Consider the following 25,062-nt stretch of genomic DNA (forward strand, 5'->3'; position numbering starts at 1 on the left):
GTCTTTTATTGCAGCTGGACCTGGGGATTCGGGCGTAAAACAGGCTGCAAAAACCTTGAGCGGTATGCCGTTCTGCCCCTTCTGACGGAAGGGACGCTGATATACAGACGATCCTCGGCCCGGGTCATGGCGACATACAGCAGCCTCCGCTCTTCTTCAAGAGCGGTTTCGTCGCCTTTTCTCGCTGTCTCAAGGGCAAAGTCATGCGGAATCGAGCCGTCCTGCACCCCCAGGATATAGACCGTTTTGAATTCAAGCCCTTTCGCACGGTGGATTGTTAAAAGCTGAACACCGTATCCGTCAGCTTTTTGCTTTTCCGCTGCTCTCATATGATCGACATGCTCAAGAAATTCGGGGATCGTTTTGAATTTTTTTGCCGCTGTTTTGAGATCCCGCAGATCGTCAGACCCTTTTTCGAGCTTGTTTCCTTCGTTACCGCGCTTTTTCAAGTAATCGGAAAAGCCCATTTTTTCCTCTGCGAAAGAGATTGCTTCAACCGGTTTCATCGTTTTTAAGCCTGTGAAAAAAGGAACGATTTTCTTTATTTTATCGAGTTGAAACGGTTTGATGTCGGTTAGTTTTTCAAGCGCGTGAACCATCGTGCAATCTTCGGTAATCGAGAGCGCTTTAAGCGTATTTAATGCGGACTGCTTGAGAAAGAGGGCGGGTAAAATCTGTTTGACGGCTTCCGCGTCATCCTGATTTTGGCTTAAGTAGAGATAAGCCAGCATCTGCCGGACGATTCTCCTGCTGTAAAACGACCGGACGCCTTGTTCAGCCGTGTACGGAATAGCCGACTGGTGCAGACGTTCAAAGATTGCGCGCCCGCTGCTGTTTGTTCGGTATAGAATGGCGAAGTCATCAGGCTTAGCGCCCATTTCAATTTTTTCTTGGATATCAGAGACGATCATAATCGCTTCTTCCTCTTCATCATAAGGATAAAATATAAGCGGTTTTTGGCGGTCATCTCTCGCGGCACTTAATGTTTTCGGAAAACGCTTTTTATTTTTCCTCACGACCATATCGGCGCTTGCCACAATCGGATGGCTCGATCTGTAATTCGTCGTGAGGCGGACCGTTTTCGCCTTCGGATAATCTTTTTCAAAATCGAGTATAAAAGAAGGGCTGCTGCCTCTGAACGCGTAGATTGACTGGTCATCATCCCCGACACAGGTCAGGTTGTTTTCCGGGCTCGCCAACAGCTTGATGATGGCATACTGAACAGGGTTAATGTCCTGAAATTCGTCGATCAAAATCGCGTGAAAGCGCGTCTGATATCGTTTTAAAATGTCTGGCTGTTCTTGAAACAGCTGCCAGCATGCAGATGCCATATCGTCGAAATCGAATTGGCGCCGCGCAGCTTTTTGTTCTTCATATTGACGGTACAGCCGGTGAACCCGCTTTTCCCATTCGTCTTCCAGCGGAATCTGTTCGCCCGGAAGATAAGCGTTCTTCCAGTAGCCGATCTGCTGGATCGCCTGATCAACCGGAAAATCTTTTTCATCAAGCCCTTCTTCGGCAAGGGCCATTTTGATGTATTGTTCTTTTTGCCATTCCCATTTCAGCAGGTGCTCGCCATTCCATCTTGCCGGATCATGGTGATAAAGAATTTTGTAGAAAAAGCTGTGGAAGGTGCCTGTCACGAGGCGGTTCACAGTCTGCATCGGCAATCCGTATTGCGAGGCCATCCGCTCTTTCATTTCTTTCACGGCTTTTGTCGTGAATGTGACGAGCAAAATGGCGGAAGGCGGGATATCGAGCCGGGATATCATATAAGCCGCTCGCGCGGTTAATACCCGTGTTTTTCCGCTTCCCGCGCCGGCCAGAACGAGAAGGGGTTCTTCGGGGGCCGTCACGGCGGCAAGCTGTTTCTCATTCAGCGGCACATTCGGAAAGACCGGTTCCGGGGCCGTTTCTTCTGCTGGGGAGAAAGGAGAATGGATGGAAGCTTCGCGAGGCGGCGTCCAGAAGTCCGCATCCGTCTTCTTTTCCTCTCCGATCGCTTTGCCTTTCGGGAGACGGAACACGCCGCTTTCTGTATAGTCGTTCTGTCTGGTTTGCTCTGTCTTCTCGTTTAAGCAAGCTGCTTCACATTGAGAAAAATCCCCGTTTTCCCGGTGGAAAAAATGTGGTTCTTCATGAATCGACAATTTCAGTCTGAGAGGCAAGCCGCAATGTTTACACGTGATTCTGTCTTTTCTTGCTTCATCAAAGAGGAATTGCAGGTGTTCTCTCGAATATGTATGTATATGAATGTCTCGGTTATTGAATCGGGCGCATTTCAAAAAGAGGTCCTCCAATTAATGGGTAATCGTCTAGTGTTATGAGACAACGTCTATCATATCAAATGAAAACCGTTTAAAACAGTAGATTTTTGGGAATTAAAGCTGATGAGGAGGAGATCGAATGGGATATTTGCCGCCTGTCCATCATGATCAATATACACAGTACGCCAATCGCAGCATCAGCCAAAAATCGAACTATGCGCATATACAAAAAACCGCCAATATCCCAAGCGAGCGCGCCTACCGCGAAGTCGAAAAAAGAGAGGAAAACCAGACTGCGGCTTTTAGGCGGGTCTTGGAAAAGAAGCGAAAAAAAACGCTGAACCGCCGTGTTGCGGAAAAGGCGGAAAGCGGACGCTACGTTAACGAGTCCGTTTGAAAGATGAAACAAACCCCGGCTTTTATACCGGGGTTTTCGTTATTTTTTGCGCAGTTTTTTGAGTCCGAAATACAGAATAATCATAGCGGCCGCTCCGATCATAATCGGAGTCGTGTACGTTCTCGCCACATTTTCAACATGGTCCCACCGGCTGCCGAGCTGTATGCCGAGGTAGACGAATAATATCGACCACGGTATGATGGCCAGCACGGTCAGACCCGTGAATTTTAAAATCGGCATTTTCGCAATTCCTGCCGGAATGGAGATGGCGTGCCTGACCACGGGAATGAAGCGGGCGGAAAAGACAACGCCTCCGCCGTATTTCTCAAACCATTTTTCGGCCGTTTGAATGTGATGCTTTTGGATCAATAAGTACTTTCCGTATTTGTATAAAAACGGCCTTCCGCCGTAATAGCCGATCCAGTATAAAAACAATTGAGCAATCGTTCCCCCGATGACGCCGGCGATCACGGCCCCTGTCATCGTAATGGAGCCGCTTGACACCAAGTATCCGCCGTAGGCCAGTACGATTTCACTCGGGATGATTTCGATCATTAAACCGATTGCAATGCCGAAATAGCCAAGATCGGTCAGCCACATTAAAATATCATTCACTATGCTTCCCATTTTCGTTTTTTCTCCCTGCTTTTGATTTCATCAGCCGAACGTTGGAGCAGCCGCCGGGATGTTTCCCTGCCGTCCGCGCGGGAAACAAGCGAATCTCAAAAACCGTCCGGATGCGCCCTGTGCCATTGCCACGCGCTTTGAATGATGGTTTGTAAATCGCTGTATTGCGGCTTCCATCCGGTATCTTCCATCAGTGTCCGGCTGTCCGCCACAAGCACTGGCGGATCCCCCGCTCTGCGCTCGTCCGTTTTTGCTGCAATGCTTCGCTCTGTCATGTTTTCCGCGGTTTCAATGATTTCTTTTACGGAATGTCCGGCTCCTGTCCCTACATTATAAACATTTTGCTTCAGTCTGTCTTCATATAACCTGTCAAGAGCCGCCAGGTGGGCGGAAGCCAGATCGAGGACGTGAATATAATCCCTGATGCATGTTCCGTCCGGTGTCGGGTAATCATCTCCGAAAATGGACAGCTGCTTTCGCTGTCCCAAAGCCGTCTGCAGGACGAGGGGAATGAGATGGCTTTCAGGATCGTGATCCTCGCCGATCGCTCCGTTTAAAGCGGCGCCGGCCGCGTTGAAGTAGCGGAGGGCTGCCCATTTGACACCGTGCGTTTTCCCGACCCAGTGCAAGTATTTTTCGATCATCAGCTTCGATTCCCCGTAAGGATTGACAGGGGAGAGGGGGGCTGTCTCTTTGATCGGGACGTTCTCCGGGATGCCATATACGGCGGCGGTCGACGAAAAGACGATGTTTTTGACGCCTTCCTTGATGACCGTTTCGAAGAATGCACAAGACTTGAGCGTGTTTTCCCTAAAGTAGAGCTCAGGCTTTTCGATCGATTCGGACACAAGGCTTTTGGCGGCGAAATGGATGACAGCATCGACATCATGATGTTTGATGATGGCTTTGACAAGTGCCGCATCACCGATGTCGCCTTCGTAAAAGCTGATCCCGCTGACGGCTTCCCTGTGTCCGGTAGATAAATTGTCAAGCACGACGACGGAGCGGTTTTGCTTTGTTAATTCGAGTACGGTGTGGCTGCCGATGTATCCGGCTCCTCCTGTAACGAGTACGGATGTCATTGCCATGCTCCTTTCTGCGTCTCTTTTTTTAGGACGCTTTCCAGGTAGGCGAGCAGTTTTGGCCGCATCTCGTCCCGCATAAGAGCGATTTCCGTACTCGCTTTAAAACTGCCCAGCTTGTCGCCGATATCAAAGCGGCTTCCTTCCAATTTGCGCGCATACATGCTCTGTTCCCGGCAGATTTCCCTTAGTGCGTCAGTCAGCTGAATTTCATTTCCCGCACCGCGCTTCGTTTGTTCGAGCACAGGGAAAATCGAAGGCCTCAGCACATAGCGGCCCATAACCGCGATATTTGAAGGGGCTTCTTTGACAGACGGCTTTTCCACAAGATCGTCAATTTGATATACTTTGTTCTTTTGCGCGGACGTCTGAATAATGCCGTATTTGCTCACGTCCGCCGGATCGACTGGCTGAACGCCGATTACTTCTGTCTGATATTCTTCAAATACTTCGAGCAGCTGCCGAAGCGCCGGCGTTTCTGACACCATGATGTCGTCGCCGAGAAGGACGGCAAACGGCTCATCACCGATGAAATGCTTGGCCGATAACACCGCATGTCCGAGACCGAGGGGCTCCTTTTGCCGGATATAATGAATATTCGCCATATCGGCGATGTCGCGTATCTCTTTTAACACATCATTTTTTCCTTTGGCGAACAGATTTTGCTCCAGTTCGACAGAGCGGTCAAAATGGTCTTCAATCGAACGCTTATTTCTTCCTGTAATGATAAGGATGTCTTCTATTCCTGATTGAACAGCTTCTTCCACGATATATTGTATAGCCGGTTTATCGACAATCGGCAGCATTTCTTTCGGCTGCGCTTTTGTTGCCGGCAAAAACCTTGTACCCAAACCGGCTGCTGGGATGACTGCTTTTTTTACTTTCATGGTTATTCACTCCTGGTCTTTTTTATGAATCTGTTCCGGGTTCTTGAAACACCCAAAGCCTGTTTCCGATAAAGTTGATCGCCATTCCTGCGACTGTTGCGGACATTTTGCTGACAAAAAGGGAAAGGCCGGCTTTTTGAAAAATATACAGAAGGACAAATGTAGCGCTCGCTGCTGCAAGATTGATTATGATAAACCGGACGATTTCCGCGCCATGCGCTTTTTCCTTTACTTGAAACGTCCATGTCCGATTCCAGATATAGCTGTTTGCTACGCCTGCCGAATAGGAAAACAGCTGTGCGGCCAGATAGGGTACGCGGAGGGACGTAAGGATGAAAAACACGGCGAAATCAACGAGTGTGTTTCCGGCTCCGACTATCCCGAAACGGGCGAGTGTGGTGATGTTTTTTTTGTTCATAACGGCATTCGGCTGTTTACCTCCCGTCTATTTTGTGTAGGGCTTCGTAAAAGCTTAGAAACAACTTTAATAGACAATGTTGAATAAACGATAAACAAAAGATGAACAAACTATGAAATGTTTTCTGAGGAAAAGAAAAACCGTTCCGCTTAAAAAGCGGAACGGTTACTTTTTGACCATTTTGACATGGGGGATATTCGCATCTAAAAATTCTTCAGACACGACTTTATAGCCGTGTTTTTCGTAAAAGGGAACAGCCTGTGTCTGTGCGTTCAGCATGAATTGAACCGCGCCTTGCTTGGCGGCTTCCTCTTCAAGCGCCTGAATGATCAGGTTGCCGATGCCGAGGGAGCGGTGGCTTTTCAGTACACAGATTCGTTCAAGTTTGCCATAGCCGTCGACAAGCCGTAGCCGGCCAGCGCCGATCGGCTCTTTTCCGTCATAGATGACGAGATGTGAAGATTCCTGATCGAGATGATCCATTTCTTCTTCCGGTGATACGTGCTGCTCCTTGATAAAGACTTCCTTTCTAACAAAGAAGGCGTCTTCAAGCTGTTGTTGATTCTTCACAATGACGGCTTCCACTGGCTTTCTTCACGCTCCTAAAATAAAAGTTTCATAGACGGTCCATGATCCGTTGTCCAATTGGTAAAGCAGATGAAAGCGGTCGATGACTTCTTCGTGGGACGCGTCTCTCATTTTCAGCGTGCCGAGGACGTCGGAATGCTCATCATCTGACAGCTTTTGTGCGACTGTGACATGGGGAACAAACGCATATTCGGGTTTGTCTTCCAAAACGCCGCTGTACATTTTTTCATGAAGCTGCGTCAATTCTTCTGTCGGTTCGGCTTTCATATAGATGACATTATTGACAGGGGCAAAGGAACTGAATTTTGTAATCTTCAGCGTGACCGGTTTCAGCTCTTTTGAAAGTTCCCTCAGGTGTCCTACGACGCTCGCGATCTCGTCTTCGGACACTTCAAAAGGTGTTCTTAATGTAAGGTGGGGCGGAATTAAAGCGTAATTCGGGTCATAGCGTTTTCGGTAGGAATTTGCAATGTCCTGAAGTTTTTTTGATGGAAATAGCACAATACCGTATTTCATTTTGTTCCCTCCTTAAACAATTGATATGGTTTAGTATATCAAAGATGGGCCGATATACAGAGAGCTACAGCATTTTTTTTAAAGCGGGGGTGATGAGCGGCTGCCAGTATGTCCACTTGTGATCCCCGTCGAAAGCTTTGAAATCGTAGTTTGTCTGCTTTTCTTCAAGCAATTCTTTTAATTGCTCATTTGGACCGGTGAAATCCAAAATTTGATCATCAGTCGTTTTGACGGCGGTTTCTTTCTCTCCGATTTGGTGGCAAATTGAAATAAGCTGCAGGGAATCGGACTGTTTCACTTTATCGAGAACATGGCGGTCGACATAAGGTGACTGCATAATGACGTTTCCGAACATATTCGGATAGTCAAGCGCCGTCATGAGGGAAACCGTTCCTCCGAGCGAGTCTCCGATCAGCGTCCTGCCTGATCCGACTTGGTATGTCGGGTACTCACTGTCGGCGAAAGGGACGAGTTCATTTGCCAAAAAACGTTTATACGCTTCGAATTTTGACCCTTCCGGATGGTATGTAAGCCTTCTTTCCTGTACGTTTTTGTACGGAATGCCGATGATGATGCTTCTTTCGATTTCGCCGTTCGCCAGCAGTTCTTCCACCTGTCTGCTGATGCGCCCGAGGCGGAAATAGTCATGTCCATCTTGTGCGATGATCACATGATATTTGTAAAGCGGCGAGAAGGATGACGGCAAATAGACGAGAAGCTCCATTTCCTCGCCGAGCTCTTCCGAAAAAAGCTTCTTCTCCTGAATGACTCCTGTTTTCATAGCCAAGATGAATTCCTCCAGAAATAATGTTTGTGAACGTTTCCATTCATTTTAACACGAAATTCTCTTGTGAAAGAAGCGAAAAGGGCTGCCGAACTGTTCGGCAGCCGTGATTTTTTATGTCCGTTTTTTTTCGTACCAGGGCGTTGACGGTCTATCCGGAGGGTATCCGCAGCGTTCGCGGTACATTTTTCTTTCCTCTGTGAAATCCCACCAGCTTTTAGCGCTTTCGGGATCGTTGGCGTAATGGACGATGCATCGCAGCGCATCTTCTGCACAAGGATCTTCCCAGTAGCCTTTCAGTTTTTCGAGGCGGATGATCAAATCCGCACCTGATTCATGCTTGATGTCGCCAAGGGAATAGTAGCCCAGGTCAACGGCGCACTGCGCCATTTTCGGCCCGATGGAAGGAGCGGTTTGAAACTGGGCGAGCGCCTTGATGTATGCGGCGCGCTCCAAAGACGAACCGAGCGTATGTGCAAGGACGGACAGATCCATATATGCCGTGTTTTTTATTTTTACCTTGGCTGTCCTTAAGTTTGACCGTTCTTTTTTTGTCAGAGGCAGCTTCATATGAACACCTTTTAAAGATACAGATCGAACATGTTGACGTCATAGCCGAGCTGTTTTAAATAATTAAACAGCTGGGCCCTGTGATGGAAGACGTGGGTGAGCGTTTCCGTCAGCCAGCGGCTTTGGGTCATCCCTTCATCAAGGTAAAACGGCTTTGTTTTTTTCGTCAAAAATTCCTCGTCGGAGAGGGAAGTCATATACGTTTGAAAAGCGGCGAATCCTTTCTGCATCGCTTCAGCCATTTGGTCAGCCGACTGCAATGCACTATACTTCTTTTCAATTCGGGAGATGGCGGCCTCTTCCTTTTCCTGCATGATAGCCATGTCGGCTTCTGGGATGGCCGTCAGATGGCTTGCCAGTTCTTTCAGGCTTCGCATGCGGTCGGCGGGCCGGTAAGACCAGTCAGATTCCTTCACTTTTTTCAGAAGATGACACGTGGAGCGGATGCCCGTCTCCATCTCGTGGAACAAATCGCTCCGCAGGGCTTGAACTTGATTCATTTGCTTCATCCTTTCCATTTGGCATTATTCTAAAAGTATCACCTAATCCTGACAGGCTTTGTCACGATTCTAAAAAAAAGTCAGTCGTACCTTGCTAAAATGTCAGAAGCCTTTCGTTTCAGCTGAAGCTTGATTTCCGCGGGTTCTTTGACAGTTGCCTCAGTGCCGAGGTTCCACAAAAGTTCCCCGAAATACTCAAGTTCTGGTCTGGGGAGGTTTGCATCGATCGCCCCCGTCCCGTCATCCCGCATGGTGAGGATCTTGAATAAGTCCACATCAGCCGCAGCCCGCCTGGCTCCTCTGCGTGTCAGTTCCGCTTGCAGCCGCACCGGTTCAGAGCACTCGCTCTCCGAATGTTTGATCCAGCTGAGAACCGATCGATAGGGAAGCTGGCGGGCCAGCGGGCTGGCCGCTTTTTCCGCCCGAAGGATGCGGTCGGCGCGGAACAGTCTGAACGCCTGCCTTTTAAAGCAATAGGCCGGACAGTACCAGAAGCCGTTCCAGCTGAACAAGCCGATGGGCTGGATGGATCTCTCCGCGCAATCGTCTGTTCCGTCATAAACGACCGTCAAAACGGATTGATTGATGGCTGCATCAAGAAGCGTTTCTAAATGTTCGGCGGCTTTTGGACGATGCGGATTCCAGAACACGATTCTGTCTTTCATCGCATCAATCCGCTCCTGTGTTTCCACGGGAAGGTGGCGGTAGAACTTTTTTAAAACCATCCGCGTTTCCGCATCAAAGGGAAGCGATCCGAAAAACTGCAGAGATTGATACGCGAAAAACATAGCCGCCGCCTCTGATTGTGTAAAAAAGAGCGGCGGAAGCACAGGTTCATTCAGCAAATAATAGCCTCCGTTCGCGCCTGTTTCAGAATAGATCGGGACGCCGAGCGCGCTCAGCTCGTCCAGATCGCGGAGAATCGTGCGGTAGGAAACCCCGAATTCTGCTGCGAGCTCCCCGGCCGTAAATTTTCGTTTTGTATGAACGGTCATCATCAATTCGATTAATCGCTCTGTTTTTGGCATCTGATTCCTCCGGTTCCGTCGTTTGGTTTCATCATACCATGTTCAATATGAGGAAAGATTTAAAAATGACCCTTGAAAAATGTCTTGACTTAGGTTAAAGTAAAGAACAATCAGAAAATTGAAGAGATTCTTATCACGAGAGGTGGAGGGACTGGCCCTTTGAAACCTCAGCAACCGGTCTGCACTGACGATGTCAGTGTACCAAGGTGCTAAATCCAGCAAGCAGATGCTTGGAAGATAAGAAGAAGCGCATAATCCCCCTTCTTCTTATGAAGAAGGGGTTTTTTATTTTTAAAAGGATGGTGTCATATGACTGAACATGTACAAACAACGCTGGCGCAAATCGGCAACCGCAGTGATGAAATAACGGGAACTGTCAATCCTCCCGTTTATTTCTCTTCTGCGTACAGGCACAAAGGGATCGGGGAATCCACAGGGTTTGATTACATTCGCACAAAAAATCCGACAAGACAGCTTGTTGAAGATGCAATCGCGAAACTCGAAGGGGGAACGCGCGGCTTTGCGTTCAGTTCCGGTATGGCTGCCATTCAGACGATCATGGCTCTGTTTCAAAGCGGGGATGAGCTCATCGTTTCGTCCGATTTATATGGGGGAACGTACCGCCTTTTTGAAAACGAATGGAAGAAATACGGACTTCGCTTTTTCTACGACGATTTTTCAGACGAAGACTGTATCAAGTCGAAAATCACGAACAATACAAAGGCACTGTTTGTAGAAACGCCGACAAATCCGCTCATGCAGGAAGCTGATATTCAAAAAATCGCGCAAATCGCCAAAGAGCACGACTTGCTGCTCATTGTTGACAATACGTTCTATACACCGGTTCTGCAAAAGCCGATTGAGCTCGGCGCTGATCTTGTCATTCACAGCGCGACGAAGTATTTGGGCGGTCATAACGATCTTTTGGCGGGGCTTGTCGTTGCAAAAGGCGAAGAGCTGTCTGAGGAAATGTTCCAGCACCAAAACGCCATCGGCGCGGTTTTATCGCCGTTCGATTCATGGCTCTTAATGAGAGGGATGAAGACGCTCGCTCTCAGGATGAGACAGCATCAGGAAAACGCGCGGGAACTTGCGGCCTTTTTGGAAGAGCAGGAGGAAATTGCCGATGTTCTTTATCCGGGAAAAGGCGGCATGCTGTCATTCCGCGTTCAAAAAGAAGAATGGGTTAATCCGTTGCTGAAAAATCTCAAGACGATCTGTTTCGCCGAAAGCCTCGGCGGAGTCGAAAGCTTCATCACCTATCCGGCGACACAGACCCATATGGATATCCCGGAAGACATCCGAATTGCAAACGGCGTCTGCAACAGACTTCTGCGCTTTTCAGTCGGAATCGAACACGTCTCCGATTTAAAGCAGGATCTAAAAGCTGCGCTGGAAAAAGTAAAAGGGGAGGCGGTTCCGCATGAGTCATGAAAACTGGACGCTTGAAACACGGCTTGTTCATAACCAAAATAAAACGGACGGAGCAACCGGAGCCGTCAGCGTGCCGATCCAGCACGCCTCAACCTTTCATCAAGGCTCTTTTGACAAATTCGGCGAATATGACTACAGCCGGTCAGGAACACCGACAAGAACGGCGCTTGAAGACACGATAGCCGAGCTTGAGGGAGGGACGAGGGGATTTGCTTTTTCATCCGGAATGGCCGCGATTTCCACCGCCTTTCTGCTTTTGTCAAAGGGCGATCACGTGCTTGTCACAAAAGATGTGTACGGCGGCACTTACCGGATGATTACGGAAGTGCTGAGCCGCTTCGGGATTGAACATACTTTCGTCGATATGACGGATTTAAATGAAATTGCTTTAAACATAAGGGAAAATACAAAAGTCATCTACCTTGAAACACCGTCAAATCCGACGCTCGGCATTACGGATATCAGAGGCGTCGTCAAGCTTGCCAAGGCGCACGGCTGTCTGACGTTTCTTGACAACACGTTTATGACCCCGGCGCTGCAGCGGCCGCTCGAGCTCGGCGTCGATGTTGTGCTACACAGCGCGACGAAGTTTTTAAGCGGACACAGCGACGTATTATCAGGACTTGCCGTTGTGAAAGACAAAAAGCTCGGGGAAGAACTTTATAAGCTGCAAAATTCGTTCGGCGCTGTTCTCGGCGTCCAAGACTGCTGGCTTGTGCTGAGAGGGCTGAAAACACTGCAGGTTCGGCTTGAAAAAGCATCTCGAACAGCTCAGCAGCTCGCTGAATTTTTTGAAAAGCATCCGGCCGTCAAACAAGTGTATTATCCGGGGCTGTCTTCGCATCCGGGTGCGTCAGTTCACAGGCACCAGTCATATGGCGCCGGCGCCGTCCTTTCGTTCGAGCTGGAGAATGCAGAAGCCGTGAAAAAGATTGTGGAACGCGTCTCTCTTCCGGTCTTTGCCGTCAGTCTCGGCGCTGTGGAGTCGATCCTTTCCTATCCGGCAAAAATGTCACACGCCGCTATGCCGAAAGAAGAGCGGGAAAAACGGGGGATTACCGACGGCCTTCTGCGGCTGAGCGTCGGTGTGGAACATGCCGATGATTTGCAGGCCGATTTTGCCCGTGCATTGGAAGCCGTATCCGGAGCGTTCGCCCGATCATAAAAGAAGCCGCAGACTCTTCAGGGAATCTGCGGCTTTTTTTGCGTTTAAACCAGGGTAGAAAACCATGTGCCCAAGAGGGTGCCGACATAATTGCCGATCAGATATCCGAACGTCCCGACCAGCATAACCGGAGCGACGAGGCTCTGCCAGCCTTTGGCGATCGCCATCGCCGCCGCTGTTGTCGGACCGCCGACAGATGCGTTGCAGGCCAAGAGAATTTCCTCGAGCCGAAAACGCAACAGCTTTCCTGCGGCAAGCGTTACGAGCAGGTTGGACATGGCAACCACAAACACAAATGCCAAAAGGAGCGGTGCGTTCATGAGAATGATCCGCAAGTCTGCCGGAATGCCGATCACCACAAAGAATAAGTAAATCAAATAAGTCCCGATTTCCTGTGTGCCGCGCAGCCGTTCAAAATAGCGGGGAAAGGCGATTGTCAGCAAAATTGTCAGCGTCGTCAGCAGCAGGAACTGGTCACCCAAGATAAAGGCAAGAAACTGAAACCCGCCGTCAGAAGAAAAACGCTCTTTGAAAAAGGCCGCTGTTTTTACAGACACAGCAACGATCGCGAAGGCGGTTCCGATGTTTAAAGCAATGTCCTGCAAGGACATCTCTTTTCTTTTCCAATAGGCTTCCGCCTGATTTTTGCTGCCGGCCGTCTCTTCAGGAACGCCAAAGCGCTTTTGAAACCATTTAAGCGCCGGTATCCCCATTAAAATGAAAAAAAGAAGAGCCATCATAAAATTATCCGCAACCACCGTCGATGATACATATTCACCGGGAGTTGAGAACTTCGCGGCCATCGCCGCAAAATTCACGCCTCCGCCGATATAAGAGGCACTGATCATCCCGCCGATTTGGTCAAGGTGCGGAATCTGCTGCTTAAACAGAAAAAAAGCAATCACGCTTCCGGCAGCAGTGCCCAGGGCGCTGATGCAAAAGATCATCAAAAGCCTGCCGCTTTCTTTCAGGATCTTCCGCACATTGATTTGAAAAAGCAGCAAAGGTATCGCAAGCGGAACAACATAGGACCACACCGCATCATAGACGGGCGACTCGGCCGGTAGAATCCCCGCATTCGTAAACAGCATCGATCCGCCCAGCGCCAGTACAGCCCCCGATACTGCCGCAGCCCAGCGATACCGCTGCTCCAAATAAATACTCACCGCCGCCCACACCGCAATAAACCCCCAAAGCATCCATGCATCATCCGCTGAAATGAGTGAAGAATTCATTATATTCCCCCTATTCTCATCCTATATTTTTAATTATCAGATAATTAAATAGTGTAAAACGGAATGTCCAACTGATCAATCACGAAAAATAGTCACCATGTTGACAAAATTAACGAGAAAGAGTATTGTACATTCGTCAGCATGTTGACTATATTCAAAGGAGAGAACAAATGGATACCAACAGCTTAATCAACGAATTACATTTGATGCAGCAAAGCTATGCGACATTGTTTTCAGTTGTCAATAAGGTGCAAACCCGAGGTGACGAATACATGGAAATATTAACTTCGAGGCAACACATGGCACTCATCGCCATCGCGCATTTGCCGACTGAAACTGCCACGCTTACGAATATCTCCAAAAAGCTTGGCACAACCAAACAGACCGCCAACAAGCTGATGACAGGTCTGATCAAAAAAGGTTATGTTAAATCAGTGCCAAATCAAAAAGACAAACGCTCTATTAATATTGAAATGACCGCTAAAGGAAAGAAAGTGCTGGTGGATTGTTCCGAAAGGTCCGTCTATTTCTTGGCTGACTTGTTTCAGCAGTTTACTGCCGAAGAGGTTGCGACATTTTGGCGGCTGCTGCAAAAGCTTTACCGTTTTGACGGTGAAGAACAAGACGGTTTTGAGGAGAATGCAAACATTCAGCTTGGCGTAGGAAATTCATTAGATACAGAAAAGATTCTCGGAGAATTTGAGAAACGCCGCTACGGAGGAGAAAATGATGAAAAATAATCTTTATGTAAAAGCAACAACTTTTAAAATCAAAGGAAAGGAGAAGCTCTATCATGCAAAAGATAAATTCCTGCAGACAAAGGAAACCATTCGCCGCGGCACAAAATTAGACAGGACAGGACCCTTTTTCTCAAGCTGCATTGCTCTGATCATCATTGGATATTCCTGGGGGACAAAGGCGGAATGGCTCGTCTGGTTAGGGGCGGCAAGTCTTTTGAGCAACGTTTTATTGCTGTTTGCAACATTTTTTCGCCGAAATCAAAAATCGATTTGACATTCGTTTGTGCTGGGGCTAATGAGTCGCACCGTAGATCAATGAGTGACTTGCGAAAAGGATGTTGAAACTTATTAGAATTGTAGACTAGCGATTTCAAAGACAAGAAGCAGTCTTGTCTTTTTTTAGTTGAAACCTCTTATTTCCATATGCGTATAAAGAAAGGGAGGTGGAAAAGTGAAACAGAAAAAAAGAGAACAACTTGTTAACCTGTTTAGTGTGTTAAATGAAAAAAAGCAGATCAACGCGGCGGTATTAGTCGCTGAAGACGGAGACATTCTTTTTCAAGGCGCCTTCGGTTATGCAAACTTGGCAGATAAGCGTTTATTGCAGGAGGATTCCTTATTTGAATTAGCATCGCTATCCAAGCCGTTCACTGCTTTGGGCATCCTTCAATTGGCACAGCAAGGGGTATTGAATATTGAGGATCCCGTAGAACGGTGGATAACCGGATTTCCTTATCAGGGCATAACGATTCACGATTTGTTGACACATACGTCGGGTCTGCCCGATTATATGGAGTGGTTTTTACAACATTGGGATCATAACAAGATTGCTGTTAATCAAGATATCGTTGATATGCTGATGAATCATCAGCCGCAACGCTATTTTGCCCCGGGTGAAGGTTGGCTGTACAGCAATACGGGATATGTGCTGCTTGCGGTTATCATTGAAAAGGCATCCGGTCTGAGTTTTGCCGAATATATGAAAAAAAGTATTTTTGAACCGGTGGAAATGCGGAACTCAAGGGTGTATAACAGAAGGCTTCAACCTGAAACCATTGAGAACTATGCGTATGGATATGTGTATGACGTGCATACAGAACAGTACGTTCTGCCTGATGATGTTGAAGAAACAAAATATGTCTCCTATCTTGACGGGATTCAGGGGGACGGAACCGTAAACTCAACCATTCATGACTTATATTTGTTTGACCAGGCCTTATATACAGATTGTTTGATCAATCAAGTCTCAAAAGAGCTTGCTTTTACTCCCGCGTCTCTGAAAAACGGAGAGTCTGTAGATTACGGGTGTGGATGGGTGCTTCGGGACAGTCCTGAAACAGGGCGAATTGTCGGTCACAGCGGCGGCTGGCCAGGCTATTCAACCGTAATGATCCGATATATCGATCAACGAAAAACCTTCATTTATTTGAGCAATGTGGAACAGGATGATGAATATGAACAGGCCATCTTTGAAGCCGTTGAAAATATCCTGTTTGACAAGGCCTACAAAATCCCTGATCGCCCTGCCGATAAAAAGAAAAAAGAGATCGATCCGGCCATTTACAAAAGATATGTCGGAAGTTATTCACTTCAGGATGGCACCGCCGCTGATGTGACAGTTGATAAAGAACGGCTTTATATGCAAATCACCGGACAGATCCGTTTTGAATTATTTCCAGCCTCGGAAACGCGCTTTTTCCTCAGGTCATTGTCTGTTGAAGTGGAATTTATTTTGGAGGATGGTGTGGTCACCCGCTTGATTATTTATCAAAATGGCGCAGAGGAAGAAGCGGTGCGGATAGTGGAATCAAGCAGCAAGGTATGAACGTTGTTTGTCAGGAAGAAAATTAATCGTTTCTGATGCCATCTATAAGGAGGTTCATGAGGCTGAACAAATTTAATTTTATAAAAAATAGTCATCATGAGTTTTATGAGCTAAAAGAAAACGATCTAATAAAAGCGGAAGATAGACTTGGTTTTCGATTTCCTAAAGAACTCAGAGAATTTTATTTAGAAATTGGGTACGGGTTTATAAGAGGGAATAAAAGTGCAATAAACAGATTTTTAGATCCCGCTACTATCACAGATATCACTTTAAGGGAAGATATTTACGAATTTGACCCTGATTTAGATGATATATATGAAGATGAAGACAGGCTTGTTTTTTATGAGGTAAATGAAGGTGTATATTTAACGCTTGATTTAAATGATACCGATAAGTCATCGGTATTCTTTTTTGATAAAAAAATAGCTGACTCTATAGAGGGATTTATCAAAAAAGTTGATCAAAATGATCGATACTTTGAAGATATGGAAGATTAAACATTTTTTTGGATGGAGCTCTTGCAAAGCTGGACTGCTAAAACAACAGAAAAAACCGAGCAGATATTTTTCTGCTCGGTTTAAAAGCTAATACCTCGGCCAGCCTTTGGAATCCCAGTATAAATCATTAATCAGCAGCTTAGGCGCTCCATTGTCAAGCGCATCATAACCATGTCTGACGATGATGTTGCCGTTCACGATATCTGCGCCGCCCGGGCCCTTCCATTGGTCGTTTCCGGAGTCGAGGATTGTGCCTCCGCCTTCCGTCATTTTCTTGCCGCTTTTGTCATAGTAAGGTCCCGTGATTTTTGTTGAGCGGCCGTAAGCGATTTTATACGTGCTGTTCACACCTTGACAGCATTTATCGAACGAAACGAATAAATAATAGTAGCCGTTTTTATATGTGATAGACGGCGCTTCAACCGCTCCGCCATGGCTCGGCCTTGATGCGATCGAATAAACCTTCCCTGTAGGTTTCATCGTTTTTTTATCAAGCTTTGTCAGCTTGATGCCGCTCCAAAACGAGCCGAAGGACAGCCACGGATTTCCTTCTTTATCAATGACTAACTCAGGGTCGATCGCATTATAATTGTTCGAGGTCGTCGTCCGGGTGACAAGCCCGTCGTCGCGCCAATTTCCGGAAGAGATCCGGTCTGTTGAAGCCAGTCCGATCGCCGAAGTATTGGAGCCGAACGCGGATACCGCATAATAAAGCCAATAGCGACCATTGTAATAGCTGATATCAGGCGCCCATTGGTTTTTTTCATGGTTTGGCACGAACTTTTTCCACCATGATAATGGAGTTGTAAAAATACTTGGCGCTGGGCTCCACGTTTTTCCGTCTGTCGATTTGATGACGCGGATTCCATTGCCGATACCAGTACCGAATGTATACCATGTATTTCCTTCTTTAATCATGGAAGGATCATGAATAACGTTGTCTCCTTTTGTATCCCAAAAAGCCGCTGATGTTGGCTCAGCTCCCGAAAAAATAAGCAGAAAAAATAAAATGAAACCAGAAATAATCGTCTTAGCCACAGTTGTTCTCCTTTCAAATCTCCATATCCTTTAACAATCGGTCCTCCCTTTGAGAAATATTTCCCAACAACACGCACTTTATTTTAGCAGGGGTTCGGTCTCTCTCAATCAGACAAAGGACTTGTTTTGTAGTCCTGAAATAAAGTGGAAAACCCAGAAAATATCCATATTTAAAAAACAATCAAACAAAAGTCATTTTTTCGTCTGAATGTTAAAGAGTTGGAGGTGATTAATTCGACTTACTTTGGATTATTTTGGATATTGTGAATTATGAAAAAATAATGTGGTTGTTCAAAAGCATTGGAAGAAGAAGCACGGTTTACCCTCGAATATTTTCATTTATCCCGAGAGGTGAATGACACTATTAGTTGATTTAGTGGGTTGAAATTGGTAATATGAATTTGAAGATAGACTGTCAAAATCATAAAAAGACCACAGGTGCGTCATCAACGTATCGCTCAAACGTTCAGGTGTATTTTTTTAAAAGAAATGCATAAAATAAAAAAGACCCGACTGCGCCAACAGTCGAGTCGATTGTACAAAGCGGCCCAACAAGGGCTTGGCTCAGTCATTTTAAATATAGACTTCCCTTTGAACATTACCAGGGCTCAAGGGAAGTCTATTTTTCTTTCTTCGACAACACGGCAATTAACATGCCGAAAGCAATCATTAACGAGATTGTTTCGTATGCTGTCATAAGCCTCACCCCCTTTCATAGGGGATGAGCCAACTTCCCTTGAGTGAGCCCGAACTTTGTACAAACAATATTTTACCATAACTCTTTCGATCAGCGACTGTTTTTTGTTGAATGAAGACATATAGAGTATGAGAGGTAAGAATGGAAAAAATCAAACGCAAAAACGGCAGAAAATCCGTTGAAAATCAACGTTTTCCTGCCGTTCGATTCGGTATGATTCCGACTGGGCTCGAACCAGCGACCTCTACCCTGTAAAGGTAGGCGATAGCAATCCTATAAGTCAACGGTCAGTCAGTGGTATGTAACGAAAAAAGACGCCTATTTTGGCGCCTCTATCTCGTCTTAAATCCGTTCACAAAGCTCTCTCCGTCCTTTTCTGTCGCAATAAGCTGCTGGGCGCTTTGGCTGATTCGCTGAGCGAGCGCCTGCCGCGCTTTTCCTTCGAAGCTGTAGAGAAGCGATGAATAAACGCTGTTCATTTCTTTTTGTATATCGTCTATTTTAAACTTCGGTCTTAGTGTCGTTTTAATGCCTTCAAGCTTAGTTGCGGCCGTTACTCTCATGCCCGTTTTCAGCATTTGAAGCTGATTGCGTCGTATGAGGAGCGTATCTTCTTGATCACCGTTTAAGTTGTTGAGTGAGGCGAGTTTATTGAAATTTTCCATTATGTCATCTCCTAAAGCTTAAGCCAGTTTGCCAGCATTTTATCTTTCGATTTAAAATCTTTTGCGATCTGCGCAAGGTACCCGCTGATGTCTTCTAAATCTGAAATCGTATTTTTTAATGAGGCGATGTACGCTTTTTCGGCATGAACATCGTAAAAGAGCGGATTGCCTTTTTTGTCAAACGACTGCGCCAGGTTTTTCAGCGTATTGTTTACATCTTCGAGTGTCAGCTTGTCGTATAAACCGTGGCCGACCTGACGGTAGGTATCGTGTTTCAGATCGTTGATCTCGGCGTCGTGTTCCTGATAAGCGTTTTCGGCTTCCCGTTTCATCGTCCGGAGATCGTTGATCATCGCATTTACTTTTTGCGCGAGCTGCTTAGCGACTTCGGGTGTTACTTTAATTGCGCCACTTCCGGATGCAACTTCCGGTGGAAGCATTGCTTTTAAATTTTTATCGTATACGAGCTCATCGCCCTCTATATTTTGAACATTGCCGTTTTCGTCGAAGGTAAAGTTGCCTTTGTTGAGTCCGTGTGTATCCGGCATTCCCATTGCTGTCGTAGCAATGTAGTCTACAGCGACATTAAACACTGTGCCAAATATACCGCCGTTATACTTCGGATCTAGTCGTATTTGTCGTTCCACACGCGAAGTAGAGGGGTCTTTGGTATATATTGTTCTGCCTGCGTGTCGTTCGTACTCATCCCACCAGCCGGAACCAGTCATATCATCCGGATTGACAATCGCTTTTACAGACGAGTCATATTTGCCGCTTCGGATCTCCTTTTGCTTTTCTTCAGCATGCAATTTAACGACGGAAGGATTGTTGAATGCGACTGCGCATATATCATTGTTCACAGCGCTGTATTCAGCCTCTGCGCCGCCAAGAGAGTGTCCGGTTGTTGAAATAACCGTCGAGGTGCCTTTATACTTTTGTTTAACTTCCCGTACCAGATCGTCAGCTTGCCCGATTTGGGACGTTTTCGTAATTAATTTGTATTTACCGGTGCTAAGCATCGCGTCTTGTGAGGGGGTTGCGTTGTATTTTCCTATTGTTTTTGATGTATCCTTCGCATCTTTTTCGATTATGTATTGCGATTTCTTTTTCGGATCAAGACCCATAACAACGTTACCGCCGTCAGCGTCAACAACATCTTGAAAGAATTGGCTTTTAGGATCAGTTCCTGCGAAGGCTACGACGACATTTTTAGGGTTATCTGATTTTACCCACTTACCACCTTCAGTTTTTTTGCCCTGGGAAAAAACTACGGCATCTAGTCCTGTATCATGGTCTCTCTTAATCTTTTCGACAAACCAATAGGTTTTTTGATCTGTTTGTATTGGTTTCCCTGTCTTTAACTTACTATCTAATCTATCGCGATTGTAAGATTCTTGACTTAGCGTATAATAAGTTTTATCTGTTATTTTTGGAACTTTTATCTTGTCGCTCATATACATCGCCTCTTTATTTTTGTAAAATAGGATAAGAAAGGGTTGATTTTCAAATGAAAAAGTACATAATTATCCTTATTTTAATAATTATAGCAGTTGGGGGATTTTTTATGAAGCATCAGCACGATCAAAAAGAAAAAGAGATTGCTTTATTTGAAGAAGCTCAGAATCATATGGAAAAGTTTTTAAAAACCAATTATAAAGATGTTGATAATATCCACTTTTCCGATGATTATTATATTAATCCAATGGGAGGTATAACAGTAGAGGGACATACGAACGGAGATAAAGAGTTTGAAGGTTTGTATGATCCGGGAAATAAAGAAATATTGTCATATACCGTGGATGCTGAACCTAAAGAAGAATGTAAAGATGAGTTGTGTACTCGATGATAGAATAATAGCCCGCTCACCAGAGACGGGCTTTTTTCTTTATATGCGCTTTTTCATGCCCTACCGCACTATATGGTTTACTGTTCGTCTTTAATCTCCTTAACATACTCTATAGGCACGTTTAATCCTCTACTAATAATAAATAATGTTGTGATGTCATATCTGTTATTCGTTTTAAATCTGCTTATTGTTGCCTCTGTAGTACCAACCAACTCAGCTAATTCCTTTTGACTTTGAATTCCCTTTTCTTTCATAACCTCAATCGATCGGCAGGTCATCAGCTTGGACTCGCGATTTATCTTTATGAAAAGACGAATCTGAGTGTTCGCATGACTTACATCATCCCGGGAACAAGCAACTATACCCTGAAGGGTTATGAAGATGTCATTGTATTAGAAAATAATGACCGAGACGCTCAGAAGGTTGATTTATTAGCTGCCTCTCCGCGACTTATGTTGACCAATAACGGAGAAACAGACGTGAAAATTAAAAACCTTGTGGTTACTCATTTCTTGTAAGATCACGCCGTAAAAAACGGTGTTTTTATTTTGCCTCGGAGGAGGTGAAAACGATGTGAGAACGGGAGGATTAAGGGAGATGTCGCAAACAAACGAATACGAAGTTTTTCAGAAAGAGATTAAAGAGATCAAGGCGGATCAAAAAACGCTTGAGAAACGTGTCAGCACCCTGGAAAGAACTTCTGAACGCCATGATCAGCAGATTATCTCTATCAATGAAAAGCTGAACAAGATCGAGGAAAACACAACTTGGATCAAGCGCAGTATCACCGGCGCGATCATTACAGCGGTCAGCACCGGCATCATTGGCGGCGCAATCGCTGTTTTTTATAATCTACTGCAGAAATAAGGAGGTAAACACAATATGAAAAACTTAGACAAAGGCACGGTCATCAGGACGGTGCTTCTTTTTGTTGCATTGGTAAACCAGACATTGATCATGTTTGGAAAATCAGCTTTGCCGATCAGCGAGGATCAGGTCAATACGTTGGCCGACGCTTTGTATTTGGCCGGCTCCACGATTTTTACAATCGTCACGACGTTGGTCGCTTGGTTCAAAAACAACTATGTCACAAGCAAAGGAAAGTTGCAGAAAGAGACTTTGAAACAAAAGGGATTAACGAAATGAGGTTGCCGGCTGGCAGCCTTTTTTATTTAAAACAAAATTGGAGGAGTTCAAATGGTTAAAGTCGTGAAAAACTTTGTGAAAGTCAATCAATATACTCGTCCAGGGCTGAAGTTGGCAGGAGTGAAAGGGATTGTCATGCACTATACGGCGACGCCGGGCGCTTCTGCATTGAATGAGAGGGATTACTTCAATGGCACATGTATAGCCATTAAACGCAAAGCTTCAGCTCATTATTTTGTGGACCGTAAAGAAGCGCAGCACATCATTCCTGAAAATGAAGTCGCGTACCATGCACATGATAAAAACCGCTGTTATGTGAGTTTTCTTAAACCGAACGCCAACACAAAGTCAATCAGCGTTGAAATGTGTGTCGAAAAAGACGGCATGATTCACAGTGAAACGGTTCAGAATGCCGCTGAATTGGTTGCCGACCTGTGCAAGCGTTACGGTCTTTCTACTAACAAAATCGTCCGCCATTACGATGTAACAAACAAAATTTGTCCGGCACCGTGGGTGAGCGATTCCAGCCAGCTGACGACATTCAGGAAAAAAGTCGATTCCCTGCTTGGAAATAAAACGGTGTCAAAGACAACATCATCAACGAGCCAGTCAAGCAAATCCACAGGGACCATTCTGAAAAAAGGGGCGTCCGGTTCCCAGGTCAAGGCGCTGCAGAAACGTTTGATTGCCGCTGGCTTCTCACTGCCGAAATACGGGGCTGATGGGTCTTACGAAAATGAAACGGTGCAAGCTGTCAAAGCGTTACAAAAGAAAGCGGGTATCGCGGTGGATGGAATTTACGGTCCAGCAACGGAAAAGGCCCTTGCAGCCATTGGAGCGAAAAAGAAAAAGCCTTCCTCTAACGGCAAAAAAACATCCTACCCGCTGCCGTCTGGCATCTATAAGGTGAAAAGCCCACTGATGAAAGGGACAGGCGTCCGACAGATTCAAGAGGCTCTAGCTGCCCTCTATTTCTATCCAGACAAAGGAGCGAAGAATAACGGCATAGATGGTTATTACGGACCGAAAACGGCGAACGCAGTCAAACGTTTCCAGTTAATGCACGGGTTGTCTGCAGATGGCATTTATGGATCTGACACTAAAGCAAAGCTTAAAACTTTATTAAAATAGAAATAAAAAACCCCTTCTAAAGTGGAAGGGGTTTTTAAACATGTTCGAATATTCTATATCGAGCTTTTTTAATTAATTCTTTTCGTTTGTTCTTTTGTTGATCTATCAAGTCTGCTTCTCTTTCAAGTTTTGCTAACATCAGTTCCAAATCTTCTTTTGAAATTTTATTGTCATTAAAAAGCTTGGTTATTGCTGTTTTTTGGAGTGTATATTTGCTGTTCAATTTAATCAACTCCTTAGATTAAGATTCAACATTAGCAGCAACTTCATCAACAAAATCATCGAAATCTCTGTCAAGGTTTTGGTCACCAATATCTTCATCTTGTACAAGTTCGTAATATTCACCTAAAATGCCACTTATAATAGAGCAATAAAGTTGTCCTATTTGTAACGTATTATCACTCATTTCTCTTTTTGCGTCAATGGTAACAACTCCCCATTCACTTATTGGAATACATATCAGTGAGCTATATGTATTAGAAGAATCTGATTCTTTCCAGTCAGCATCTTTGGTCACATCAACAATATTTATTGATTCTGATTTTCTAAAACATCGTCCAGCTATAGAGTGATTTATATCTAAAACTCTATTACCCGGATAATCAAGAGGAAAGCCCGAACTTCCACAAAGTAACCTAAGACCTGTGTCATCATTTATCCAAAACCCGCATCTGTGCATTTCGCCAATGTCAGTTTTAATGACAGCGGTAAGTCCCTCCAAAATTTTATTGATGGCATGTAGTACATCATCGCCAGTCGAACCTGATCGGTTTTTTTGTATTAACACTAACAATTCGACAAAGGTTTTAGCATTGGAGATAGCGACAGTTAGTTGTTCTGTAAGTAGCTTATTGTGCAGATTTTCATTTTAAGTGTTTCTCTTTCTTCTAAAAGCTTGATAACCTTATTTTCTTTATTTGCATTATCAGCAAATCGTTTTACAGCAATATATACAAAAACACCGATAATTATGAGTATAACAATTAGAATAATACTAGAAATGATAAAAAACCAAGGTGGACTCTTGTCCAAAAAAGCTGAAACAATATCTCCCATAGTTTGCATACCCTTCTTTTTCTTCATTATAACATTATTTGGACAAATTTTCGGGGAGAAATTTACTTGGTCTTATTTTAAACTTTGCGTAAATCACATTAAACAGATTCATAAAATTTGTATCCCTTTTAAATACTTCACATGCAGCAGCCTCTGTTTTACTTCATCTATATAATTAACATGTCCTGTTACTTCTTCAATAAAACCGTCTCTGTATACACTAATGATCAGAACCGAGTTGAATTCCATCGCCTCGCATATAACACGTTCCGTGTCTTTTATTTGGGCCATATCAAGAACCGGCTTTTTTCACTCTATTGTGGTAAGTTTCTAATTCTCGAAGCAAACTGACATGCTCCAGCAGCATCAATGTCATTGATTAAAGAAGTTTTTTGCCAACAATTCGCCAACAATTCAATTCATCAGGGCGTATTTAAAGTAATGCATAAAAAAACAAACCCTTGATATACAAGGGTTTGTTGGTATGATTCCGACTGGGCTCGAACCAGCGACCTCTACCCTGTCAAGGTAGCGCTCTCCCAGCTGAGCTACGGAATCATGATATGTAACACTGGGTATTTGTTTTGCTGACAAGTTCTATTATATGCAGATTAGATGGGTTCGTCAACAGTTTTTCGATTTTTTTTTTGAGAACTGGGAAAGAGTCTTGCAGTACGCCGCGCGTTATGAAAATATTGTCTTATATAGAAGTCAAAAGGGAGCAGAATTGGATGGATCTGATACTTAAAAGTGTTGATAGTATTTTAATCGTATTTTTAGCAATCTTTTTTATGTGGAAATTCGTTTATGAAATTAAACATGAGAAGCGGAAGGCTGTTATCTTGCTTTTGCTGCTCATCAATGTCTATTTTATTGTAAAAGTGTTCAATCTCGTGTTGCAATTGATGTAGCCAATATCAAAA

The 25,062-nt window shown here is 45.1% G+C and carries 32 protein-coding genes, 1 tRNA gene, 2 pseudogenes and 1 riboswitch; of the genes and pseudogenes, 13 read left to right on the forward strand and 22 right to left on the reverse strand.

Features of this window, described 5'->3' with window-relative positions:
• Positions 1 to 5: 5 nt before the first annotated feature.
• Complete coding sequence (locus KI350_RS08955) at positions 6 to 2,285, reverse strand: ATP-dependent helicase (RefSeq protein ID WP_025811628.1); 2,280 nt, start codon at positions 2,283 to 2,285, stop codon at positions 6 to 8.
• Between the two features lie 121 nt (positions 2,286 to 2,406).
• Here KI350_RS08955 and KI350_RS08960 point away from each other — a divergent pair, with 121 nt between their 5' ends.
• Positions 2,407 to 2,664, forward strand: a complete 258-nt coding sequence (locus KI350_RS08960; RefSeq protein ID WP_003180714.1) for a hypothetical protein — start codon at positions 2,407 to 2,409, stop codon at positions 2,662 to 2,664.
• Positions 2,665 to 2,703: 39 nt separating this feature from the next.
• Here the strand turns inward: KI350_RS08960 and uptA are convergent, their stop codons facing one another.
• From uptA to KI350_RS09010, 10 genes are all read right to left on the reverse strand, one after another.
• On the reverse strand, positions 2,704 to 3,291 hold the full coding sequence (gene uptA / locus KI350_RS08965; RefSeq protein ID WP_020450968.1) for an undecaprenyl phosphate transporter UptA: 588 nt from the start codon (positions 3,289 to 3,291) through the stop codon (positions 2,704 to 2,706).
• A gap of 95 nt (positions 3,292 to 3,386) precedes the next feature.
• Positions 3,387 to 4,373, reverse strand: a complete 987-nt coding sequence (gene galE / locus KI350_RS08970) for a UDP-glucose 4-epimerase GalE (protein ID WP_023856677.1) — start codon at positions 4,371 to 4,373, stop codon at positions 3,387 to 3,389.
• Positions 4,370 to 5,266 carry a UTP--glucose-1-phosphate uridylyltransferase GalU gene (galU, locus tag KI350_RS08975; protein ID WP_161513298.1) on the reverse strand — a complete coding sequence of 299 codons (897 nt, stop codon included), beginning with the start codon at positions 5,264 to 5,266 and terminating at the stop codon, positions 4,370 to 4,372. Before galU ends, galE begins: the two co-directional genes overlap by 4 nt.
• 16 nt (positions 5,267 to 5,282) lie before the next feature.
• Positions 5,283 to 5,678 (reverse strand): GtrA family protein, encoded by a 396-nt coding sequence (locus KI350_RS08980; protein WP_212930467.1) that lies wholly within the window; start codon positions 5,676 to 5,678, stop codon positions 5,283 to 5,285.
• Between the two features lie 165 nt (positions 5,679 to 5,843).
• Positions 5,844 to 6,263 carry a GNAT family N-acetyltransferase gene (locus tag KI350_RS08985; RefSeq protein ID WP_003180726.1) on the reverse strand — a complete coding sequence of 140 codons (420 nt, stop codon included), beginning with the start codon at positions 6,261 to 6,263 and terminating at the stop codon, positions 5,844 to 5,846.
• A 9-nt stretch (positions 6,264 to 6,272) separates the two neighbouring features.
• Positions 6,273 to 6,782: a YjcG family protein gene (locus tag KI350_RS08990; RefSeq protein WP_003180728.1), complete on the reverse strand. Its 510-nt coding sequence runs from the start codon at positions 6,780 to 6,782 to the stop codon at positions 6,273 to 6,275.
• A gap of 64 nt (positions 6,783 to 6,846) precedes the next feature.
• Positions 6,847 to 7,569, reverse strand: coding sequence for an esterase family protein (locus KI350_RS08995; protein WP_003180731.1), 723 nt, complete (start codon positions 7,567 to 7,569; stop codon positions 6,847 to 6,849).
• Positions 7,570 to 7,680: 111 nt separating this feature from the next.
• Positions 7,681 to 8,136, reverse strand: coding sequence for a helix-hairpin-helix domain-containing protein (locus KI350_RS09000; protein ID WP_003180732.1), 456 nt, complete (start codon positions 8,134 to 8,136; stop codon positions 7,681 to 7,683).
• An 11-nt stretch (positions 8,137 to 8,147) separates the two neighbouring features.
• On the reverse strand, positions 8,148 to 8,636 hold the full coding sequence (locus KI350_RS09005; protein WP_020450972.1) for a DinB family protein: 489 nt from the start codon (positions 8,634 to 8,636) through the stop codon (positions 8,148 to 8,150).
• An 80-nt stretch (positions 8,637 to 8,716) separates the two neighbouring features.
• Complete coding sequence (locus KI350_RS09010; RefSeq protein WP_020450973.1) at positions 8,717 to 9,664, reverse strand: helix-turn-helix transcriptional regulator; 948 nt, start codon at positions 9,662 to 9,664, stop codon at positions 8,717 to 8,719.
• A gap of 127 nt (positions 9,665 to 9,791) precedes the next feature.
• A riboswitch (SAM riboswitch) is annotated at positions 9,792 to 9,908 on the forward strand.
• Positions 9,909 to 9,973: 65 nt separating this feature from the next.
• Here KI350_RS09010 and KI350_RS09015 point away from each other — a divergent pair.
• Positions 9,974 to 11,098, forward strand: a complete 1,125-nt coding sequence (locus tag KI350_RS09015) for a methionine biosynthesis PLP-dependent protein (protein ID WP_003180736.1) — start codon at positions 9,974 to 9,976, stop codon at positions 11,096 to 11,098.
• Complete coding sequence (gene metC / locus KI350_RS09020; protein WP_020450974.1) at positions 11,088 to 12,263, forward strand: cystathionine beta-lyase; 1,176 nt, start codon at positions 11,088 to 11,090, stop codon at positions 12,261 to 12,263. Before KI350_RS09015 ends, metC begins: the two co-directional genes overlap by 11 nt.
• A gap of 44 nt (positions 12,264 to 12,307) precedes the next feature.
• On the opposite strand, the gene KI350_RS09025 is transcribed toward metC, so the two are convergent.
• Positions 12,308 to 13,498 carry a DUF819 family protein gene (locus tag KI350_RS09025; protein ID WP_035338952.1) on the reverse strand — a complete coding sequence of 397 codons (1,191 nt, stop codon included), beginning with the start codon at positions 13,496 to 13,498 and terminating at the stop codon, positions 12,308 to 12,310.
• A gap of 170 nt (positions 13,499 to 13,668) precedes the next feature.
• On the opposite strand from KI350_RS09025, the gene KI350_RS09030 reads away from it, so the two are divergent.
• The 4 genes from KI350_RS09030 to KI350_RS09045 all read left to right on the forward strand — a co-directional run bounded on the left by KI350_RS09030 (position 13,669) and on the right by KI350_RS09045 (position 16,560).
• A complete protein-coding gene (locus tag KI350_RS09030; RefSeq protein WP_212930468.1) occupies positions 13,669 to 14,238 on the forward strand; it encodes a MarR family winged helix-turn-helix transcriptional regulator in 570 nt (189 codons plus the stop codon).
• A complete protein-coding gene (locus tag KI350_RS09035; protein WP_224066935.1) occupies positions 14,225 to 14,512 on the forward strand; it encodes a hypothetical protein in 288 nt (95 codons plus the stop codon). Before KI350_RS09030 ends, KI350_RS09035 begins: the two co-directional genes overlap by 14 nt.
• A 177-nt stretch (positions 14,513 to 14,689) precedes the next feature.
• The gene (locus KI350_RS09040; protein ID WP_212930469.1) at positions 14,690 to 16,063 is read left to right on the forward strand and encodes a serine hydrolase; all 1,374 of its coding nucleotides are present in this window, start codon (positions 14,690 to 14,692) and stop codon (positions 16,061 to 16,063) included.
• Between the two features lie 62 nt (positions 16,064 to 16,125).
• The gene (locus tag KI350_RS09045) at positions 16,126 to 16,560 is read left to right on the forward strand and encodes an SMI1/KNR4 family protein (RefSeq protein WP_026579886.1); all 435 of its coding nucleotides are present in this window, start codon (positions 16,126 to 16,128) and stop codon (positions 16,558 to 16,560) included.
• Positions 16,561 to 16,647: 87 nt separating this feature from the next.
• Here the strand turns inward: KI350_RS09045 and abnA are convergent, their stop codons facing one another.
• The 4 genes from abnA to KI350_RS09060 all read right to left on the reverse strand — a co-directional run bounded on the left by abnA (position 16,648) and on the right by KI350_RS09060 (position 20,414).
• On the reverse strand, positions 16,648 to 17,598 hold the full coding sequence (gene abnA, locus KI350_RS09050; protein WP_020450979.1) for an arabinan endo-1,5-alpha-L-arabinosidase AbnA: 951 nt from the start codon (positions 17,596 to 17,598) through the stop codon (positions 16,648 to 16,650).
• A 619-nt stretch (positions 17,599 to 18,217) separates the two neighbouring features.
• Positions 18,218 to 18,295 (reverse strand): putative holin-like toxin, encoded by a 78-nt coding sequence (locus KI350_RS22995; protein WP_023856690.1) that lies wholly within the window; start codon positions 18,293 to 18,295, stop codon positions 18,218 to 18,220.
• A gap of 332 nt (positions 18,296 to 18,627) precedes the next feature.
• Positions 18,628 to 18,960: a hypothetical protein gene (locus tag KI350_RS09055; RefSeq protein ID WP_020450980.1), complete on the reverse strand. Its 333-nt coding sequence runs from the start codon at positions 18,958 to 18,960 to the stop codon at positions 18,628 to 18,630.
• Positions 18,961 to 18,971: 11 nt separating this feature from the next.
• A complete protein-coding gene (locus KI350_RS09060; RefSeq protein WP_020450981.1) occupies positions 18,972 to 20,414 on the reverse strand; it encodes a lipase family protein in 1,443 nt (480 codons plus the stop codon).
• 53 nt (positions 20,415 to 20,467) lie between these two features.
• On the opposite strand from KI350_RS09060, the gene KI350_RS09065 reads away from it, so the two are divergent.
• Entirely contained in the window at positions 20,468 to 20,806 is a 339-nt protein-coding gene (locus tag KI350_RS09065) for a DUF1433 domain-containing protein (protein WP_020450982.1), read from the forward strand.
• A gap of 77 nt (positions 20,807 to 20,883) precedes the next feature.
• Here the strand turns inward: KI350_RS09065 and KI350_RS09070 are convergent, their stop codons facing one another.
• Complete coding sequence (locus KI350_RS09070) at positions 20,884 to 21,084, reverse strand: helix-turn-helix domain-containing protein (RefSeq protein WP_020450983.1); 201 nt, start codon at positions 21,082 to 21,084, stop codon at positions 20,884 to 20,886.
• Positions 21,085 to 21,403: 319 nt separating this feature from the next.
• Between KI350_RS09070 and KI350_RS09075 the strand changes: the two genes are divergently transcribed.
• The 4 genes and pseudogenes from KI350_RS09075 to KI350_RS23005 form a co-directional block, all read left to right on the forward strand.
• Positions 21,404 to 21,673 carry a hemolysin XhlA family protein gene (locus KI350_RS09075; RefSeq protein WP_020450984.1) on the forward strand — a complete coding sequence of 90 codons (270 nt, stop codon included), beginning with the start codon at positions 21,404 to 21,406 and terminating at the stop codon, positions 21,671 to 21,673.
• A 15-nt stretch (positions 21,674 to 21,688) separates the two neighbouring features.
• A complete protein-coding gene (locus tag KI350_RS09080; protein WP_020450985.1) occupies positions 21,689 to 21,952 on the forward strand; it encodes a phage holin in 264 nt (87 codons plus the stop codon).
• A gap of 51 nt (positions 21,953 to 22,003) precedes the next feature.
• A pseudogene (locus KI350_RS23000) lies at positions 22,004 to 22,765 on the forward strand (peptidoglycan recognition protein family protein); the annotation flags it as partial.
• Positions 22,766 to 22,828: 63 nt separating this feature from the next.
• Positions 22,829 to 23,083: pseudogene (locus KI350_RS23005) on the forward strand (peptidoglycan-binding domain-containing protein); the annotation flags it as partial.
• A gap of 34 nt (positions 23,084 to 23,117) precedes the next feature.
• On the opposite strand, the gene KI350_RS09090 reads toward KI350_RS23005, so the two are convergent.
• From KI350_RS09090 to KI350_RS09110, 5 genes are all read right to left on the reverse strand, one after another.
• Positions 23,118 to 23,306, reverse strand: a complete 189-nt coding sequence (locus KI350_RS09090) for a hypothetical protein (protein ID WP_026579880.1) — start codon at positions 23,304 to 23,306, stop codon at positions 23,118 to 23,120.
• Between the two features lie 18 nt (positions 23,307 to 23,324).
• On the reverse strand, positions 23,325 to 23,870 hold the full coding sequence (locus tag KI350_RS09095; RefSeq protein WP_161517291.1) for a GAF domain-containing protein: 546 nt from the start codon (positions 23,868 to 23,870) through the stop codon (positions 23,325 to 23,327).
• A gap of 41 nt (positions 23,871 to 23,911) precedes the next feature.
• Complete coding sequence (locus KI350_RS09100) at positions 23,912 to 24,139, reverse strand: hypothetical protein (protein WP_143261167.1); 228 nt, start codon at positions 24,137 to 24,139, stop codon at positions 23,912 to 23,914.
• A 108-nt stretch (positions 24,140 to 24,247) separates the two neighbouring features.
• A complete protein-coding gene (locus KI350_RS09105; protein WP_020450988.1) occupies positions 24,248 to 24,430 on the reverse strand; it encodes a YolD-like family protein in 183 nt (60 codons plus the stop codon).
• Positions 24,431 to 24,624: 194 nt separating this feature from the next.
• Positions 24,625 to 24,697: transfer RNA gene (locus KI350_RS09110), tRNA-Val, on the reverse strand.
• Positions 24,698 to 24,870: 173 nt separating this feature from the next.
• On the opposite strand from KI350_RS09110, the gene KI350_RS09115 reads away from it, so the two are divergent.
• Positions 24,871 to 25,050: a hypothetical protein gene (locus tag KI350_RS09115; RefSeq protein ID WP_011197793.1), complete on the forward strand. Its 180-nt coding sequence runs from the start codon at positions 24,871 to 24,873 to the stop codon at positions 25,048 to 25,050.
• Positions 25,051 to 25,062: the final 12 nt, after the last annotated feature.

Origin of the sequence: Bacillus sp. J41TS8, assembly GCF_018333035.1 — a bacterium.
In the GTDB taxonomy this organism is placed as follows: domain Bacteria; phylum Bacillota; class Bacilli; order Bacillales; family Bacillaceae; genus Bacillus; species Bacillus paralicheniformis.

Excerpts from the sequence above, each read along its gene's own strand:
- KI350_RS08960 (WP_003180714.1), top strand. The coding sequence starts at position 2,407 with ATGGGATATTTGCCGCCTGTCCATCATGATCAATATACACAGTACGCC.
- uptA (WP_020450968.1), bottom strand. The coding sequence starts at position 3,291 with ATGGGAAGCATAGTGAATGATATTTTAATGTGGCTGACCGATCTTGGC.
- galE (WP_023856677.1), bottom strand. The coding sequence starts at position 4,373 with ATGACATCCGTACTCGTTACAGGAGGAGCCGGATACATCGGCAGCCAC.
- KI350_RS08980 (WP_212930467.1), bottom strand. The coding sequence starts at position 5,678 with ATGAACAAAAAAAACATCACCACACTCGCCCGTTTCGGGATAGTCGGA.
- KI350_RS08990 (WP_003180728.1), bottom strand. The coding sequence starts at position 6,782 with ATGAAATACGGTATTGTGCTATTTCCATCAAAAAAACTTCAGGACATT.
- KI350_RS09000 (WP_003180732.1), bottom strand. The coding sequence starts at position 8,136 with ATGAAGCTGCCTCTGACAAAAAAAGAACGGTCAAACTTAAGGACAGCC.
- KI350_RS09005 (WP_020450972.1), bottom strand. The coding sequence starts at position 8,636 with ATGAATCAAGTTCAAGCCCTGCGGAGCGATTTGTTCCACGAGATGGAG.
- KI350_RS09010 (WP_020450973.1), bottom strand. The coding sequence starts at position 9,664 with ATGCCAAAAACAGAGCGATTAATCGAATTGATGATGACCGTTCATACA.
- KI350_RS09015 (WP_003180736.1), top strand. The coding sequence starts at position 9,974 with ATGACTGAACATGTACAAACAACGCTGGCGCAAATCGGCAACCGCAGT.
- metC (WP_020450974.1), top strand. The coding sequence starts at position 11,088 with ATGAGTCATGAAAACTGGACGCTTGAAACACGGCTTGTTCATAACCAA.
- KI350_RS09025 (WP_035338952.1), bottom strand. The coding sequence starts at position 13,498 with ATGAATTCTTCACTCATTTCAGCGGATGATGCATGGATGCTTTGGGGG.
- KI350_RS09030 (WP_212930468.1), top strand. The coding sequence starts at position 13,669 with ATGGATACCAACAGCTTAATCAACGAATTACATTTGATGCAGCAAAGC.
- KI350_RS09035 (WP_224066935.1), top strand. The coding sequence starts at position 14,225 with ATGATGAAAAATAATCTTTATGTAAAAGCAACAACTTTTAAAATCAAA.
- KI350_RS22995 (WP_023856690.1), bottom strand. The coding sequence starts at position 18,295 with ATGACAGCATACGAAACAATCTCGTTAATGATTGCTTTCGGCATGTTA.
- KI350_RS09055 (WP_020450980.1), bottom strand. The coding sequence starts at position 18,960 with ATGGAAAATTTCAATAAACTCGCCTCACTCAACAACTTAAACGGTGAT.
- KI350_RS09060 (WP_020450981.1), bottom strand. The coding sequence starts at position 20,414 with ATGAGCGACAAGATAAAAGTTCCAAAAATAACAGATAAAACTTATTAT.
- KI350_RS09065 (WP_020450982.1), top strand. The coding sequence starts at position 20,468 with ATGAAAAAGTACATAATTATCCTTATTTTAATAATTATAGCAGTTGGG.
- KI350_RS09070 (WP_020450983.1), bottom strand. The coding sequence starts at position 21,084 with ATGACCTGCCGATCGATTGAGGTTATGAAAGAAAAGGGAATTCAAAGT.
- KI350_RS09075 (WP_020450984.1), top strand. The coding sequence starts at position 21,404 with ATGTCGCAAACAAACGAATACGAAGTTTTTCAGAAAGAGATTAAAGAG.
- KI350_RS09080 (WP_020450985.1), top strand. The coding sequence starts at position 21,689 with ATGAAAAACTTAGACAAAGGCACGGTCATCAGGACGGTGCTTCTTTTT.
- KI350_RS09100 (WP_143261167.1), bottom strand. The coding sequence starts at position 24,139 with ATGGGAGATATTGTTTCAGCTTTTTTGGACAAGAGTCCACCTTGGTTT.
- KI350_RS09105 (WP_020450988.1), bottom strand. The coding sequence starts at position 24,430 with ATGGCCCAAATAAAAGACACGGAACGTGTTATATGCGAGGCGATGGAA.
- KI350_RS09115 (WP_011197793.1), top strand. The coding sequence starts at position 24,871 with ATGGATCTGATACTTAAAAGTGTTGATAGTATTTTAATCGTATTTTTA.